Below are 16,020 nucleotides of genomic sequence, written 5' to 3'. Positions count from 1 at the left end.
GCCACTGGCGGCATGGGTCAAAGGTAGTCGGACACTTTGGGGAATGCCGCCGCCACTTTTTTGTGTGACTCGAGATAGAAGCCCGCAAACAGCGCGTCGGCTTCCTCTGGGCCCATAAATTCTTCGCTGAAGCCGGGGCAGACCGGGTCCAGGTGCAGCCGCGCGCAGCTGACCACGTGGGCGGCCAGCTGTGCCACGTTTTCGTCACCGACGGAGATGCGGATAGTCGTGGGATGAATGTCCGCCGCTTCCATTGCCTCCGGCGACAGCTCCGAATGGGAGGTGAGCGCCGGGCAGAGCACCATGGTGTTGGTTTGTCCCAGGCTTACCATCTGGCCGTAGGCCGGTTCCAGGGCGTCGAAGAAACGCTTGAAGGCATCGGTGGGCAACTGCGCAGCTTCCATATCGATACTGAACAGCGGTGTTGGCAATTGATGGCGCATCAGGGCTTGACGCAGACCGCTGTTCGGGTGCTGCTCCAACGCGTGGCTATTGACGCGTATCTTCGGATGGCTGGCAAAAAAGTGGCTCAGACACAGGGTGTTGATGCATTTGGTTAGCATGCGCATTTCCAACGTGCGCATGCCGCTTTGTACCTCCCAGGCTTTATCCGCGTCCAGAAATGCGCCTTTTATGTAGTACACGTTCCAGAACATGCTCTGGTCCCAGTTCAGCCCCTTGGCGCTTTCGCCTTTGGGTATGAACATGCGGTGATTTTCACCGATGACTACTCCAGCCGTGGCCGCGCCGCTTCCGCCAATATCTTTGGTGTAGGAATGCACTACAAAGTCCGGCCTTTCAGCGCGGTTCTTGCGACTGAGCGGCTGATAAAGGAAAGGCGTCGCCAGGGTGGAGTCAAGGCTGACCAGGATGTTTTCCCGGTGGGCGATGCGGCAGATAGCGGGCACATCCAGCATTGTGCCGTGGGGGTTGCAGGGTGACTCAATATATACGTGAATCCGCGCGCCATTTCTCACGGCTTCGGAAAAAGTTTCCTGAGTTTGTGCGAGTGCCTGCTCAAAAGCGTCTCCGGTAGTGCCGTCGAACCAGACCAGGTTGATAGCCAGTTTGTCGTCGCGTGCGTAGAAGTCGTGTAACAGTTGGTACACACCACCGTAAATATGGCGCGATACGATCAGGATATCACCCCTGCTCAGCTGATTGGAAAGCAGCGCGTCGATCGCGGCCATGCCGGAATTGAAGTTCCACGCCATATACTCGTTGGCGGCTGGCCCGCACTCCAAGTCGACGACCGCGTTGGCGAGAGAAATGGAGGTCGGATTCAACAGGCGGGAATAGATATCGTGACTCGGCTCGCGGCCGCGGAAGGCGTCGTCGACCCATTCGGTGCAGGCGTAGATATAGGTGGCGGTGCGCGCGATCACCGGTGTGGCGGAAAAAATCGCCGGGATATTATCGAACAGAGGATAGCCGCCGCGGGTGGTGCTATTGAAATCCTCCCCTTGAAGGCTCTGGAAACTGGCGCGCAAGGGATTTTGCAGCGTGTCCAGCAGTTTTGCCAGCTGGAAGCTCATAAAGCGTTTGGCGTTGAAGTAGGCAACCTTATCCGACCTGTCCAGCCGTCTCAACGTCTCAGCGCTCTGCGTCCAAAGCTGATTCAGGTTGCCTTGCGCCTGGTACAGCAACTCCGCCGTCTCCAGCAACAGTCGGCCGTGCTCGGAGTCGGCATCGATCGAGAAATGTTGCAACTGCTCCCGCGCCAGTGCCGCAATGCTCGCCGCGCGGGTGGTGTTGCGCCGGGGAGAAAGAATTTTTACGTCGGAAAGGTTAATGTCCATTTTATCCTCGCTATATGTCGTTTATTGTTATAGCTCGACTGTAGCAGCTCAGAGGGGATGAAGATACATGCGTATATGCGTAATTGGCAGGGACGCTCATCCAGAAAGACTCTGGAGAGTAGTGTATGCGCCGCGCCTGGCCGGACTACAGCTCCGAACAGGATAAAAAACGACCGGCTGTGTAATAGCGTGTAATGGCGTGTGATCGACCTGTAATCGAGGAATCCGTAGAGTAGCGCACAGGGTTGAGGGGGCGCACTGGAAAGGATTCGGGTGCGATGTCTAGGGACAGCTGACCCCTTCAGCGACCGGATCCGATGGATCGGAGGTCTGCGCCCTGAGTGGCGCAGTATGGTAAGGAAGCCCTGTCAGCGCAAGCTGAGAGGTCGAGTCGGACCCGGCAGGTACAGAGTCTGATCTGCCGCGGTTTAGGGATGGGCTCGACTGGCGGCACGGATGCCACATTTCGCTCTTGATAGTGTTGTTGTAATCGTCGATGGCTGGGACCATCAATTCTGGCCGGTAGTAACCCCCGTTGCTGCCGGCTCTTTTTATTGCGGTTTATTCTGTTTTGGCGCACTTGTTTTTGTGCTCGGAGCAATAGGAGTATGTTCCGGGGTGCGCTGTATTTCATAAATTTTGTGCGACACATAATCCAAAAGGATAGGGGGTGGAATTGTGATAAGTTGCGAAGAGTTACCGGTATTGGAATGTGATGTTCCCAAAGAGGGGCTTAAGCTGGACTTGGTATTACAGCCAAGGGAGCCGGTCGACGGCAAACCTCTGTATTGGCCACTGTATAATGCGGACAATCCGGATGAGCATTTTGGGAATATGCAGTTCAATTTTAAAGGTAAGGGCGTGTTGACTCTAAAGATTACCTTAGATCAGACAGAGGTGCCTGGACGAGATTTAGAATTTGCCCGCTTTCGCCGCAGAAAATTGGACGGGATTATCGCGTTAAGTCCGGATTTTCGGCACCAGTTCAGGTCCAGGGCTAGGTCCGTTGATGGTGACTACACTAAGCTGGTGATCAAGATCAGAGATAAAGCACATATCCCAGATAATTTTTCCTTCTTGTGGATATGTGAAGATGTGGAGACTGGTATGCACTTTGTCTCTGGTGATCCTAAAGTCGCCGTGCGAACGGAAGACTAGTTAACGACAGATTTTGTCAGTGATTTTCCGGGGCGTTTCCTTTTGGGTGCAGAGCTGGGCAAATGTAGGTAAAGAAAACCAGTCTGCACTCATTCCCTGGTCCAAAAGTTGATCTATATATACTGAGGCTGAACGATACTCTCTCGCCAGCAAATATATTTGTGCTGATACATATTTAACGTTTGTATCTTCTGGGTACTCGCGGTTTAATTTGTATATAAGTGTTATCGCATCGGAGATGTTGCCCAAGTATGCGATTGAAAGTGCTCTGTAAATTTTTGCTTCAATGTTAGAGCTTCCCTCTGTTAATTGAAGAATTTTTTCATATTGGTTTTTCTGTAGTTCTTTGTTGTTTGTAATGGTATATATCTCAGCAATATTGGCTAATGTTGTCAGGTTGTCGGGAGCTATTTCTAATGCGTTTTTATAATTGACTAGTGCGGCTTCGTAATTTTTTTGAAGAAGATTTGCAACTCCCAGGTTGGAGTGGTCGTGCCAGCTGAGGGATTCCTGCGGAATTTTTGAAATTGCTGACAATGCTTGTGGGTATTCCCCCATTTCTATTAGTATAGCGCCGAGAAGCCCATAAGAGCTCCAGTGTTCTGGGTATTTCTGTATGATTCTCTCTAGTATTTTTTTGGAGTTTGGGTAATCGCCATTTCCAAAATAGTTTAAAGCAAGCAAATATAAGTTCGATTTCGAGGGATTGATTTCGGCTGCCTTGTTGGCGTAACGTATTCCTGAGTCGTATTTGCCCTGGATATATAGAGATTTTGCGTATTTCGCTATTATTTCAGCTGGCGGGAAATCGAGTGCAAGTAATTGAGGCAACAGGGCATCAAAAGCCTCTCTATTGGTGTCATATGTTCTTAGCCAGAGTTCAAGCTCTAATATTGTTCGCTCTCCAATTCCTTGCGATTTTGCTTTTGATAACGCGTCCACCCCCATTGCTATGAGTTCAGACTTATTTGTGCTTACATAAAGAGATGTAACGGCTTTTATGTATGCTCGATACAAATTTTCATTTTTGGGATATCGTAAAAGGAGGTTGTCTAACAACTTCAAGTCAGACTCGCTGATAAGCCTTTTTTCTGAACGAGCAATTATGTCCAGGTATACTTCATAATCCTCATCGCCCATTAGTTCTGGAGTGGACGCGTGGCGAATATAGTTTGGTGAAAAGAGATAAGTCGCTGTGTTGGAAACCCGATAGCTTGATTCTTGCTTCTTATCCGTTAAGAGCACAAAGCTTGCTTGTTGTTTTATCTGGCCATCTGCCGGCCCAATCCGCTGCAATTCAATCTCGCATCGCACCCGAGCACACTCCAGCCGTGCCAGCAGGGCGTCTGTTACCCCTTTGTCCCTGAGCGCCTGCAACTGCGCATCAAAATCCTGCCCCTCCTTCGGGGTAAAACTGACCAGCGCAGAGGCCTTGAGCCGCGAGGCTGCATTCATCATTGCCTGCCGCACCATAGCTGCGGTTAGCTCTTTGGCGTTTTCTTCGCCGCGCACTTCACCGTTGATCTCCACGGGAAGTACAGCGATATATTGTGGGTCCAGGCGGGTGGCGTACTCCCAGCCGAAGTAACCGGCGATGCCCATTGCGACAAAGCCCGTGGCACCGGTGAGTGCGCGCAGAACCCGGCGGCGCCTGCTGGGAGGCTTGCGCAATAGCTGGGTTACTGTGGCGGAGAACTCCCGGGTATCGGTATCGTCCGTCTGGTGCTGGTAGAGAAAGTCCAGAGCCTCGTACACCTGTTGGGCGGACTGGGGGCGCTGTTGTGGGTCCTTGTGCAGTAGCCTGTCCAGCAGTGCTGCCACTGGCTCGGGGATACCGGGCCAAGCGTGTCCCGGCGGAATATGGGGCTCGTTGACGATGCGGTGCGCCAACGCAAGGGCACCGTTCTCGCCTTGGTCAAAAGGTTTGCGGCCGCACAGTAGCTCATAGGCGATGGTGCCGAGGCTAAAGAGATCGCTGCGCGTATCGAGGGGCTGGCCCTTCAACTGTTCCGGCGACATTGCCTCAACAGTACCCGCAACATGGTCCTCGCGGGTGATATTCTGGGCGTCCTCATTTTGGGACTTGGCGATACCGAAGTCACTGATCTTGGCGGTGCCATCGATGGTGATCAGGATATTATCGGGCTTGAGGTCGCGGTGGATGATGCCGAGTTTGTGGGCAGCGGTAAGACCCTTGCAGATCTGCATCAGCAGGCTGAGCTTGTCCCGCAGCGGGGCGGAGTGTTCGCGCATCCATTCTTTGAGAGAGGTTCCGTCGATGTATTCCATCACCAGGGCGATACCGGCGGGCTCTTCGAGCACGTCGTAGAGCTGCACGATATTGGGATGGTTAAGCCTGGCCAGCAGCTGAGCTTCGCTCTGGATTCTGGCACCAGCGGATGCACTGGTGGCGTCTTTGCGCAACTTTTTGATAGCCACTTGGCGTTGCAGGCGGGTGTCCCTGGCCAGGTAGACAATGCCCATGCCGCCAGCGCCGAGCGTGCGTTCAATCTGGTAGCGCCCCAGTTGTTCTTGTTCCGATTCGGCGATTTCCATGACTTTATTCTTGTTGATGGTTCTCTTATTGGCTGATTCGTTTATATCCTGGTTGCCAGTTGCGCCAGCGGAGTGCCTAGTTTACTGCCAAAGTACAATGTCTACTATTTTCGCGCCAGCTTGGCCGATATTGAATGTGCTCTTCCCTTTGATCGAGGGCGTACTCTTTGGAAGCGGGGCGTTGCTTGTTGGTCTAGGGCTTCCACTTCTTGACAGAATCGCAGAAACATACTGAAAGTGTGACATCGCTCACATAACGCTGGTCTGTCCGCTGGGGGAGATGTGACAGCTGCCGGAGAAGCTATGTCACAGCCCCGCCTGGCTTATTGGCGTATCTAGGAGACTTGGGGAGAGGTAGTAGAAAAGGCCGCTTGAGCGCGCACTCTTTTCTTTGAGAGAGATACCTTCGCCATATTCCATCACCAGGGCGATACCGCGGGCCTTCGAGCACGTCGTAGGGCTGCACGATATTGGGGTGGTTAAGCTTGGCCAGCAGTTGAGCTTCGCTCTGGATTCTGGCACCAGCGGATGCACTGGTGACGTCTTTTCCCAACTTGTTGATAGCCGCTTGGCACTGCAGGTGGGCGTCCCTGGTCAAGTAGACAATGCCCATGCAGCCAGCGCCGAGCGTGCGTTCAATCTGGTGGCGCCCCGGTTGTTCTTGTTCCGATTCGGCGATTTCCATGGATTTAGTGTTGTTGGTGATTATTTACTTCAAAAACTCCAGTTGCCCCGGCGGTTAGTCGCGGTGGCGGAGCGCATAGTTTACTGCTGCTTTGCCAAAACTACGATTTTGGCGCCATCTGAAAACATAGTGGCGGTGGTGATCTAGGGGGTCTCTGATTAATTCACCTCAGCACAGTCGTTGGTTCCGGGGCGCTCAGGTAATGGGATGGGTATTTTGAAAACGCACGAGTACTTCCCTGTAGCTCCGCCGGATACCTCCTTGCATCCGACGGTTTCGAAATATCCATCCCTCCACCTGAGCTTCTCACTTGGGTGATATGTCTCTTTGTCGTGCAGGAGCCAATTAATTAGAGGCTCCCTAAGCGCTGCCACAGCAGTTTGGGGGCAGTAGTGTAGGCGGGTTTACCACGAGCCAGCATCAGCAATGGCCCACAAGGGCTGTGCGAATCGGGACTCGCGGCAATTCCCGGATTGCCCGCCAGCTATAGGCCAAGAGGTGGTGTAGGCTGAAGCGCCCGGAAGGTCCAGTTATCTCTTTTTTATCCGTAAAAAGGTGGGCTTATTCCACTGAGGCGGGTTCTTGATCCATGCTTCAAGTGTGCCGTATTAACGCCTCTTGCAGATTGTTGGCGCTTACTTGCTTAAACAGAGCAGTCGGTGTATCGCAGACAAGAAGCTCACCGGTATACCTGAGCGAGATTCGGTCTTAGCACTCCTCCCATTTCATAAAGTGGGAGGACGTGAAAATGATAATGCCGTACTCGCGGGAGAGGCATATGAGCAGTTGCCTGATGCGATTGTGGGTAGCCGGGCCCACGCCGCAAGTGGGCTTGTCCAGAATCGGCAGGTCCGGGTTGTACGCCCAGTGCGCAACACAATCCCATTTTCTGCTTCATGCCTCCAGACCGCTTGCCGGCTGGTCGCCTTCCGAAAGGCCGCAGTACTGGTCGTTTCCTGTAGACGCCGAGTCTGTCGGTGGCGCTGAGTGCCGGTGAGTCCGCACAGCCCTCTTTGTTTAATCAGGCTGTGCTTTTTCAGGCTGTGCCATGCGGGACTCCAGCTGTGCCCCTTTGTAGATTTCAAAGTGGCTGCAGCCGAGGCGGATCTCCCATGAGCGGCGTTCCACCAGGCTTGAGGTATCTATGGCATCTGGCAGTGTCTCCGCGATTTGTTTGCGAGCGCGAAAGATCTGCGTGTTGAGATGGTTGGCGGTAATACCCAGCTCGCGGGTTACCAGCTGGATGGAGACCCAACCCTGGGCGTCCGGATCGGCGCCCTGCTGCATGTCGCGGATGCGAGCTCGAGCCAAGTACAGTAGCAGGTAATTGTGCGTGCGGGCGGGCAGGTCTTTTTTCATATCTTCCCGGCGCAGCTGCAGCTGTACGTGTTCCTCGTGATGGCTGACTGTGAAGCGCAGTGCAAAGTCAGTGATAGACAGCCGTTGCAGGGATAGTTCCTTGGTTGCTCCCTGATTCTCGGCGAGGAACAGTTGCCAGCTGTGTCGGCCGCAGTCGATGCGTTCGCCGTGCTTGACGACTGTAGCGCTTTCACTGCCGCTGGGTGTGCCGGTGATCTCGTAGAGCCACTGTCCGGTGAGTGGATTGAAATGCAGGCTTGCCAACGGATCGCTCTCGTCCGGAAGCAGGTGGTACTGCTCCAGCGGCAATGCTTCACCAGTGCGCAGATCAATGAGCAGGTTTTCCGGCGCGTCGAGACTTTCGACCACCCACAACGGGTTGCTGGCGCGGCCGAACGCGATTCGGTCACCCTGCTGCAGTGGGTAGTTTTTTGCGGGCACTAACTGTTGGCCGTTGACCCAGGTGCCGTTGCGGCTGAGGTCGCGAATTATCCAGTGGGTTCCCGTCCACTGGATTGCCGCGTGGATACCGGAAATCTCGCTGCTGGTGATACGTGTATCCACGGCGTCCTGACGGCGGCCGATAGTGTGGTGCGCCATCAGGTAGACGGGTTGATCCTTATCTGGATGCTGCAAGCAAGCCATGCTTTTGTCCTTTCCCCCTTATGGCCTTTTAGGGTTTTGCGCTCCAAGGCTCAAACAAGGCAGGTGGCGCAGTGGCGGGATGCTTTGCACGCAGTGGGAAAACCGATGGGGCATATTATGAGGTTTTCATTTCGCCCGGCGCAGCTATTTTGCCGCAGAAAAGCGATGCCGATCTCAATGCTTTCACATTGTGGGCCGAGCCCCTGGGGCCCGTGGCAAAGCCGCTTCTTGCAGCGCTGTTGAAATTGTTATCGCGCCCTGTCTTGAGTAAGCAAGCGCTAACCATGCGGTTGGCGACTACTTTAGTGTTGTTGCACCATTTATACCGAAGTTGCGCTCAATTGCAACGATTGAGTGCTGCGGCAAGCGTATCTTACGGATATTTGTTCTGGCGCATAATTCTTTTATGAGAATTGTACCTGTTTGGCAAGAGGGTGGGGGAGTGATTATTAAATTCATTGCTGGTCCCGGCTGTTGGGGGCCTCTAATTAAGGGGCTCAGTTCACTTCACGCAGTAGCAGTGGTGGGGGCGCTCAGGCCATAGGGTGGTGTTCCGAAAATTCTTGGGTGGACTTTAGTAGCTCCTGTCCCCGCATCCCCAGAAAATTTTTACTGCTGGGAAACGAATTAATCAGGGGCCCCTTAAAATTCTAGGTATGGCGTATCGGGTTTTGGAGAATTTATGCAGTGGGCTGGATGTTTCGAAACACGCGAGTAGGTCTCTGTTGTTCCGCCGATAATTCCATATATTCGACGTTTCGAGGTGCGCATTCGATCACCGGAGCTTCTCTCTGCGTCCGATGAACCTTTTAACCATCAGGTAAATAAGCCCGAGATTTCTACATGTCTCCCTCTTCTCCGGGCGGCAGTTGGCGGCTATCTTTGCGATCCAGCTCACCGACATCCAGCACCGGCGATGCATCTATATGTTCCGCATCCATCATCCGTGCTACCCGCTGTAGGGACGAGATAATCATCGACTGCTCCCAGTCGCGCAGGTCGCGAAATTGACGCACGAAGTGCTCCTGCAAAGGGGTGGGGGCGTCGCGCAGTATTTCCATGCCCTTGTCGGTTAAATAGGCGTGTACTTTGCGTTTGTCCTTTGAGGAGCGCTCCCGATACACCAGATTGCGTTTCTCCAGCCGGTCGAGAATGGTGGTCACGGTCGCCTGACTGAGGCTGATCTCCTGTGCAAGGGCACCGATGGTCAGCTGGCCCTTCTCGCGGATTGCCTGCATCAGCAGTAGCTGCGGCGCGGTGAGTCCAGCCGTCTTAACCAATTGCTTTGAGTGCAGGTCGGTGGCGCGGATCAGCCGTCGCAGGGTGATCAGTACCTCTTCGATTTTGTCCATTTTCAGCGCGTCTTGTTGCTTGTCGGGGCTCGTTTGCGGCCGACTTTAGGGCCTGTTCGTGGATTGTCAATCGCCTGTTCTTCGCTGGCGTGTGCCTCTCTCCGGCGGCTGATGCCGCTCCCGTTTGACTGGATGGTGCCCGGTTTCCCAGTAAGCCGTCCTTGCTAGTGGGTATTTATTTAGAGTACTATGGAAAAAATTATTTAGAGTCGTAAATAATTTTGAAACAAATGGGTCAAATTTGATCTGAAATACTGAAAAAATGCGTAAAATCCAGTTTTTGTGTTCAAGTTAACAGTTTGATGACTAAAGGAAATGATTGGGGCGCCACGAGCGATACAACGCCTAGTGGCAATAGCGTGCACAGGCAGGGTGAAAGCCCGCAGGACGAAACCGGCGTGTCACAGGGCGAAAAGATCCGGGCCCAGCAGGGCTCAGTGTCGAAGAAGGTTCTGTTGCGCGAACCGGTCAGTGAGGACGGTGCCGCAGTGCACCGACTGATCAGCCGCTGTCCCCCTCTGGACGAAAACTCCCTCTATTGCAATCTGCTTCAAGCCTCTCACTTCGCGAGTACCAGTGTCGCCGCGGAGGTTGACCGTGAACTGGTTGGTTTTGTCTCCGGCTATCTGATCCCGCAGCGCCCGGACACGCTGTTTGTCTGGCAAGTGGCGGTGGCGGAAGAAGTCCGCGGTCTCGGTCTGGCGGGCCGAATGGTCCGCGAAATACTGGGCCGCCCGGGCTGTGGGCAGGTTAGACATCTGGAAACCACCATTACCCCGGATAACGCTGCCTCTTGGGCTCTGTTTCGGGGGCTCGCGCGCAAGCTCGGCTCGACTTGCACGGAGGCGGTGATGTTCGACCGCGAGCGCCATTTTTTCGGCCTGCACGACAGCGAAATACTGTTGCGCATAGGTCCTTTTTCTCCGGGGGCAGTCGCAGGCTAAAACTGCAGCTTCCCCAACTGAACCGACAATTCCCGAATCCAAGGTTGCCGATATGAAAGTTTTTGATGAGATTGAATCGGAAGTGCAGAGCTATGCGCGCGCCTTTCCGCGTGTGTTCAACAAAGCCCAGGGCGAGTATCTGTACGACGAAGAGGGCAATCGCTACCTGGATTTCCTCGCCGGTGCAGGCACTCTGAACTACGGACACAATAATCCCCTGTTCAAGGAAGCGTTGATTGAGTACATCCAGCGGGACGGAATCACCCACGGGCTGGATTTACACACCAAAGCTAAGCGCGAATTTCTCGAGTCTTTCTACGACAAAATCCTCAAACCCCGCGGTCTGGATTATGTGGTGCAGTTCACTGGCCCCACCGGCACCAATGCAGTGGAAGCGGCGCTGAAAATAGCGCGCAAGTACAAGGGACGGGAAAATATCATCTCTTTCACCAATGGTTTTCATGGCTGCAGTATCGGCGCGCTTTCCGCGACCGGAAATGCTCACCACCGCGGCGCCGCCGGTGTGAGTATGGTCGGCATCACCCGTATGCCCTACGACGGTTACCTCGGTGACAATGTGGATACCACGGCTTATCTGGACAAGGTGCTGTCCGACTCATCCAGCGGTGTCGACCACCCCGCGGCTGTGCTGGTGGAGACAGTGCAAGGTGAGGGGGGCATCAATGCTGCCAGTGCCGGCTGGCTGCGCAATCTGCAAACGGTGTGCCGGAAGCATGATGTACTGCTGATCGTTGATGATATTCAGGCAGGCTGCGGTCGCACCGGCAGTTATTTCAGTTTTGAACAGGCCGGTATAACGCCGGATATTGTCACTCTGTCCAAGTCTCTGTCCGGCTATGGTCTGCCGTTTGCCGTGGTATTGATGCGCCCGGATCTGGATCAGTGGAAACCGGGCGAGCACAACGGCACATTCCGTGGCAACAACCTGGCCTTTGTTACCGCCAAGGCGGCCATCGATCACTACTGGAGTGATGAACGGTTTGCCAGGGAAGTACTGCGCAAGGGTGATTATATCGGCCAGCGTTTGGAGCAAATTGTCGAAAAATATGGTGACGGCAACATGACCACCCGCGGTCGGGGCATGTTCCGCGGGCTCAATTGTGTCAGTGGCAAACTGGCCGGGCGCATTACTCGTGAGGCGTTCAGAAACGGCCTGGTGATCGAAACCAGTGGTGCCGATGATCATGTGGTGAAGACGCTCTGCCCCCTTACCATCTCTGATGAAAACCTGAAAAGCGCTTTGGATATTGTCGAAGCGGCAGTGGGTAAGGTTCTGAAAGGCACCGAGGTGCCGGAAGCATATGACTTTTTCTCCGGCAAGAATGCGTCTGCGGAGAGAAAAGACCAGTTGGCCGGTGCCGCGTAACTTTGCCGGGAACCGGTGGAAGCGGCAGGAAATGACTTTGAGTTTCGCAGCCTATTTTATCGCATAAGCGCTTCCGGTTCCGCAGCTAATGAACTCAAAACCGAGAGGAAAGCAATGATTGTAAGAAGTCTGCAAGAAGCCAGAAAAACGGACCGCCGCGTAGTTTCCGAGGGATGGGAGAGTACGCGCCTGTTGTTGAAAAATGACAATATGGGATTCTCCTTTCATATCACTACGATTTATGAAGGGGCCGAGTTGCATCTACATTACCAGAATCATCTGGAATCTGTTTACTGTGTTTCCGGTGAGGGAGAAGTGGAAAACTTGGATGACGGTGTCGTCTATCCGATCCGACCGGGAACAATCTATATCCTGGATAAAAACGACAAACACATTCTGCGTGCTAAAACTGAAATGGAAATGGCGTGTGTGTTTAACCCACCGCTGCACGGCAAGGAAGTACACAATGCCGACGGTGCTTATGAGCTTGACGGGGAAGAGGTATCCGACAAATAAGAGGAGATTGTCTAGCGGGCTACGGAAAAGCCAGTACAAAGACCACAGGAGCCTCTGATTAATTCATTTCCTGGTGGCAGAGGTTCTTCGGGGGCGGATGTAAAGCTCAGGTGATAGGACGGATGTTTTGAAACCGTCGGATACAAGGCGGTATCCGGTGGAGCTACAGGGAAGTACTCGTGCGTTTTCGAAATATCCGTCCTATTACCTGAGCGCCCCGGAACCTACCATTGTGTTTACGCGAATTAATCAGAGGTTCCCTTACTCTCTTACCTAAAGGAAAACCATGAAAGCACACACGGTGGAAAAAATTGGCGGTACGTCCATGAGTGACTACGCTGCGGTTCGGAATAATATCATTCTTAAAAACCGCGGTTCCGCTGCACAAGGGATTTATCAGCGCATCTTTGTGGTGTCCGCTTACGGCGGTATCACCGATTTACTGTTGGAGCACAAGAAATCGGGAAAGCCCGGCATCTTCGCGCTTTTTGCCGGCTCAGAGGAAGAGCGTAGCTGGGGCGAAGCTGTGGACGGCTTGCGCCAGCGCGTTGAGGAGATCAACGCGGATCTGTTTGAAGATCCGCAAATGCGGATGCGCGCCAACGCTTTTATGGGAGAGCGGATGAAGGACACCGAGCGTTGCCTCAGTGATCTGGAGCGTCTCTGTCAGCACGGGCACTTTGCACTGGAAGTGCATCTGGATACGGTCAGTGAAATGCTGGCCAGCCTCGGAGAGGCTCACAGTGCCTGGAATACAGTGCAGCTGCTGCGGCAGGAGGACATCAATGCACGCTTCGTCGATTTGACCGGCTGGCACGATGGCGGGCAGCTTGATTTGGACGAGCGTATTGTCCGCGCTTTTGCCGACATTGATTTAAGCCGGGAGCTGCCCATAGTAACTGGCTACGCGCACACGCGGGACGGCTTGATGAAAACCTTTGCCCGCGGCTACAGCGAAATGACCTTTAGCCGTATTGCCGTGCTCACTGGTGCCCGGGAGGCCATTATTCACAAGGAATATCACCTGAGCAGCGCTGATCCGCGTCTGGTGGGTGAAATGAAGGCTGTGCCCATTGGCCGCACCAACTACGATGTGGCGGATCAATTGGCCAATCTGGGGATGGAAGCGATACATCCCCGCGCGGCGAAGAGCCTGCGGCAGCGGGAGATTCCGCTGCGGGTTATGAATACCTTTGAGCCGGAGCACTCCGGCACCCTGGTCACGGGCGATTACGTCAGTGAAACGCCCCGTGTGGAGATCATTGCTGGGCGCAAAAATATCTACGCGGTGGAATGCTTCGATCAGGACATGATGGGGCATACCACCAGTTACGATCGCGCGATCAACGATATTATCGCCCGCTTCAAAGGCGGCGTGGTCACCAAGGATATCAACGCCAACACTATCACCCACTTTCTGGCCAACAACCTGAAAACGGTTAAGCGCATTGGCAGGGTCATCAGCGAAACTTTTCCGGATTGCGATATCCAGGTGCGTAAAGTGGCGGTGGTGTCCGCCATTGGCAGTGATATGAAGGTGCCCGGCATGTTATCCAGAGCGGTGTCCGCCCTGGCTCAGTCCGGTATCAGTATTCTCGCCGTTCACCAGTCCATGCGTCAGGTGGATATGCAGTTCGTGATCGATGAATGCGACTACGAACAGGCGGTGAAGTGTCTGCATCAGGCCTTGGTGGAAGTGCACGATCACGGCGAAGCGATATGCGCCGCCTAAGGAACCTCTGATTAATTCGCGTGAACACTATGGTAGGTTCCGGGGCGCTCAGGCAATAGGCTGGCTATTTCGAAAATGCACGAGTACTTCCCTGTAGCTCCGACGGATACCGCCTTGTATCCGACGGTTTCGAAATGGCCAGCCTATCACCTGAGCTTCTCATCTGGCTCCAAAGAGTTTTTACGTCAGGAGGTGAATTAATCAGTTCCCTAAGAACCCTGACGCATTCGCACCAGCGCTGTAGTCGGTTGCGGACTCAGGCAGCGCTGCCCCATTGCCTGAGCTTTTTGTGCTGCCTTGTGATCTCTTTTGTCAGGCGGTGATTTAAGCCGCGGATCATCAGCGCAATCCAACAACAAACAATAAAGGGTGCCGCCCGTGCTCATCAGCTTTTTGTTTTTTCTCGCCGTCTTTGCTGCCATTGGTATCAGTTCCTTTTTGAAAAGCCGCGGCACCAAAAAGGACTACTATCTTGCCAGCCAGGATGTGCCGCCGTTTCTGGTGGGCCTGTCGGCAGTGGCCACTAATAACAGCGGCTATATGTTTATCGGCGTGATCGGTTATACCTACGCCACGGGGCTCGCCTCTGTGTGGCTGATGGTTGGTTGGATACTGGGAGATTTTCTCGGTTCCCTGTGGGTACACAAATCCCTGTGCCGGGCGACGCGAGACACGGGAGAGTCCAGTTACGCGGGCGTACTCAGTCATTGGGGCGGCGCACAGTTCAAGATTTGGCAGCGCCTGGCCGGACTGCTGTCACTGCTGTTTCTGCTCGCCTATGCCAGCGCGCAACTGGTGGCGGGTGGAAAAGCACTATATGTTCTGCTGGATCTTCCGATTTGGAGTGGCGCCGTTGTCGGGGGTGTCATTGTTGCCGCCTATTGCCTCGCTGGCGGTATCCGCGCTTCGATTTGGACCGATGCGGCCCAATCAGTGGTGATGATTGTCGCTATGGGCACACTGCTGGTGGTTGCCACAAACTCTATTGGTGGTGTGGATGCCGCTATTCGTGCCATGGGGCAGGTAGACGGGTTTCTCAATTGGTATCCGAGGGATTTGCTCCTTCCCGGAGTTGCCGGCGGTGTGATCTTTGCTTTCAGTTGGCTGTTCGCGGGCCTGTCGGTGATCGGTCAGCCGCATGTCATGGTGCGATTTATGGCACTGGACTCCCCTGACCGCATGATGCAGGCGCGCCTCTGGTATTACCTATGGTTTACCGCCTTTTACGCCATGGCCACGGGGGTCGGTATGTTGGCGCGCATAATGCTCAGCGATCCTGGCAGTTTCGACGCCGAGTTGGCGTTGCCGATGATGGCGGTGGAGCTGCTGCCGCCGGTGGCGGTGGGATTGATCCTGGCTGGCGTTTTCGCCGCCACAATGTCCACCGCTGATTCCCTTGTGCTGAGTTGTTCCGCGGCCTTGACCCATGATTTGCTGCCGCAGCGTATCGAAAAAAACTGGATGTTGAAGCTCGCCACTATGCTGATTGCCGCCGCCGCGGTAATTTGGGCACTGTTGAACAAGCAGAGTGTGTTCAGCCTGGTGGTATTGTCCTGGTCATCTCTGGCGTCGGCATTTGCGCCGCTCTTGATGGTGTTGGCGCTGGGGGCACGGCCTGGGGAGCGCTTGTGTATTGCAATGAGTATCGCGGGGCTGGCGACAGCGCTGTTATGGCGCTGGCTGGGCTGGCAGGAATATGTCTATGAGGGGATGCCGGGGATTCTCGCCGGGTTGTTGGTTTTCGGTGTGGCCAGGTGGCTGGTACGGGAGCCCGCCCTGAGGGGCGCAAATGCTTGATGCCTCTGCGAGAACAAATAAAAAGCCCGGTGTTTCACCGGGCTTTTTATTTGAGAAAGGTCCAGTCGGACGCAGTGAATAGCCGAACGC

At 54.2% G+C, this 16,020-nt stretch carries 12 protein-coding genes; 7 read left to right on the top strand and 5 right to left on the bottom strand.

The genetic code is table 11. The annotated features are described in order from the left end of the window. Nucleotides 1–17: 17 nt before the first annotated feature. Complete coding sequence (locus tag A3224_RS12480; RefSeq protein WP_067155180.1) at nucleotides 18–1,799, bottom strand: trans-sulfuration enzyme family protein; 1,782 nt, start codon at nucleotides 1,797–1,799, stop codon at nucleotides 18–20. A gap of 678 nt (nucleotides 1,800–2,477) precedes the next feature. Between A3224_RS12480 and A3224_RS12475 the strand changes: the two genes are divergently transcribed. Continuing rightward, nucleotides 2,478–2,957: a hypothetical protein gene (locus tag A3224_RS12475; protein ID WP_139223215.1), complete on the top strand. Its 480-nt coding sequence runs from the start codon at nucleotides 2,478–2,480 to the stop codon at nucleotides 2,955–2,957. On the opposite strand, the gene A3224_RS12470 is transcribed toward A3224_RS12475, so the two are convergent. After that, nucleotides 2,958–5,513 (bottom strand): serine/threonine-protein kinase, encoded by a 2,556-nt coding sequence (locus A3224_RS12470; protein ID WP_067155174.1) that lies wholly within the window; start codon nucleotides 5,511–5,513, stop codon nucleotides 2,958–2,960. Nucleotides 5,514–5,814: 301 nt separating this feature from the next. Continuing rightward, nucleotides 5,815–6,093, bottom strand: a complete 279-nt coding sequence (locus A3224_RS17675; protein ID WP_367620115.1) for a hypothetical protein — start codon at nucleotides 6,091–6,093, stop codon at nucleotides 5,815–5,817. On the opposite strand from A3224_RS17675, the gene A3224_RS17320 reads away from it, so the two are divergent. Then, nucleotides 5,989–6,345: a hypothetical protein gene (locus A3224_RS17320; protein ID WP_231902381.1), complete on the top strand. Its 357-nt coding sequence runs from the start codon at nucleotides 5,989–5,991 to the stop codon at nucleotides 6,343–6,345. The genes A3224_RS17675 and A3224_RS17320 overlap by 105 nt on opposite strands. Before the next feature lie 870 nt (nucleotides 6,346–7,215). Here the strand turns inward: A3224_RS17320 and A3224_RS12460 are convergent. Together A3224_RS12460 and A3224_RS12455 are read right to left on the bottom strand one after the other, a co-directional pair. Next, nucleotides 7,216–8,202 (bottom strand): FHA domain-containing protein, encoded by a 987-nt coding sequence (locus tag A3224_RS12460; RefSeq protein ID WP_067155168.1) that lies wholly within the window; start codon nucleotides 8,200–8,202, stop codon nucleotides 7,216–7,218. 839 nt (nucleotides 8,203–9,041) lie between these two features. After that, nucleotides 9,042–9,554 carry a MarR family winged helix-turn-helix transcriptional regulator gene (locus tag A3224_RS12455; protein ID WP_067155165.1) on the bottom strand — a complete coding sequence of 171 codons (513 nt, stop codon included), beginning with the start codon at nucleotides 9,552–9,554 and terminating at the stop codon, nucleotides 9,042–9,044. A 302-nt stretch (nucleotides 9,555–9,856) separates the two neighbouring features. Here A3224_RS12455 and ectA point away from each other — a divergent pair, with 302 nt between their 5' ends. From ectA to A3224_RS12430, 5 genes are all read left to right on the top strand, one after another. Further along, nucleotides 9,857–10,498, top strand: a complete 642-nt coding sequence (gene ectA / locus A3224_RS12450; RefSeq protein ID WP_082817518.1) for a diaminobutyrate acetyltransferase — start codon at nucleotides 9,857–9,859, stop codon at nucleotides 10,496–10,498. A 52-nt stretch (nucleotides 10,499–10,550) separates the two neighbouring features. Beyond that, the gene (gene ectB / locus A3224_RS12445) at nucleotides 10,551–11,885 is read left to right on the top strand and encodes a diaminobutyrate--2-oxoglutarate transaminase (protein ID WP_067155162.1); all 1,335 of its coding nucleotides are present in this window, start codon (nucleotides 10,551–10,553) and stop codon (nucleotides 11,883–11,885) included. Nucleotides 11,886–11,999: 114 nt separating this feature from the next. Beyond that, nucleotides 12,000–12,401, top strand: coding sequence for an ectoine synthase (locus tag A3224_RS12440; protein WP_067155160.1), 402 nt, complete (start codon nucleotides 12,000–12,002; stop codon nucleotides 12,399–12,401). 286 nt (nucleotides 12,402–12,687) lie between these two features. After that, entirely contained in the window at nucleotides 12,688–14,133 is a 1,446-nt protein-coding gene (locus A3224_RS12435) for an aspartate kinase (RefSeq protein ID WP_067155158.1), read from the top strand. A 378-nt stretch (nucleotides 14,134–14,511) separates the two neighbouring features. Then, nucleotides 14,512–15,930 (top strand): sodium/proline symporter, encoded by a 1,419-nt coding sequence (locus A3224_RS12430; RefSeq protein WP_067157950.1) that lies wholly within the window; start codon nucleotides 14,512–14,514, stop codon nucleotides 15,928–15,930. Nucleotides 15,931–16,020 lie beyond the last annotated feature (90 nt).

It is taken from the genome of Microbulbifer thermotolerans (genome assembly GCF_001617625.1).
GTDB lineage: Bacteria > Pseudomonadota > Gammaproteobacteria > Pseudomonadales > Cellvibrionaceae > Microbulbifer > Microbulbifer thermotolerans.
The sequence above is the reverse complement of the archived record's forward strand: the minus strand, read 5'-3'. Positions and strand labels throughout refer to the sequence as shown.

Excerpts from the sequence above, each read along its gene's own strand:
- A3224_RS12480 (WP_067155180.1), bottom strand. The coding sequence starts at position 1,799 with ATGGACATTAACCTTTCCGACGTAAAAATTCTTTCTCCCCGGCGCAAC.
- A3224_RS12470 (WP_067155174.1), bottom strand. The coding sequence starts at position 5,513 with ATGGAAATCGCCGAATCGGAACAAGAACAACTGGGGCGCTACCAGATT.
- A3224_RS12460 (WP_067155168.1), bottom strand. The coding sequence starts at position 8,202 with ATGGCTTGCTTGCAGCATCCAGATAAGGATCAACCCGTCTACCTGATG.
- A3224_RS12455 (WP_067155165.1), bottom strand. The coding sequence starts at position 9,554 with ATGGACAAAATCGAAGAGGTACTGATCACCCTGCGACGGCTGATCCGC.
- ectA (WP_082817518.1), top strand. The coding sequence starts at position 9,857 with ATGACTAAAGGAAATGATTGGGGCGCCACGAGCGATACAACGCCTAGT.
- ectB (WP_067155162.1), top strand. The coding sequence starts at position 10,551 with ATGAAAGTTTTTGATGAGATTGAATCGGAAGTGCAGAGCTATGCGCGC.
- A3224_RS12440 (WP_067155160.1), top strand. The coding sequence starts at position 12,000 with ATGATTGTAAGAAGTCTGCAAGAAGCCAGAAAAACGGACCGCCGCGTA.
- A3224_RS12435 (WP_067155158.1), top strand. The coding sequence starts at position 12,688 with ATGAAAGCACACACGGTGGAAAAAATTGGCGGTACGTCCATGAGTGAC.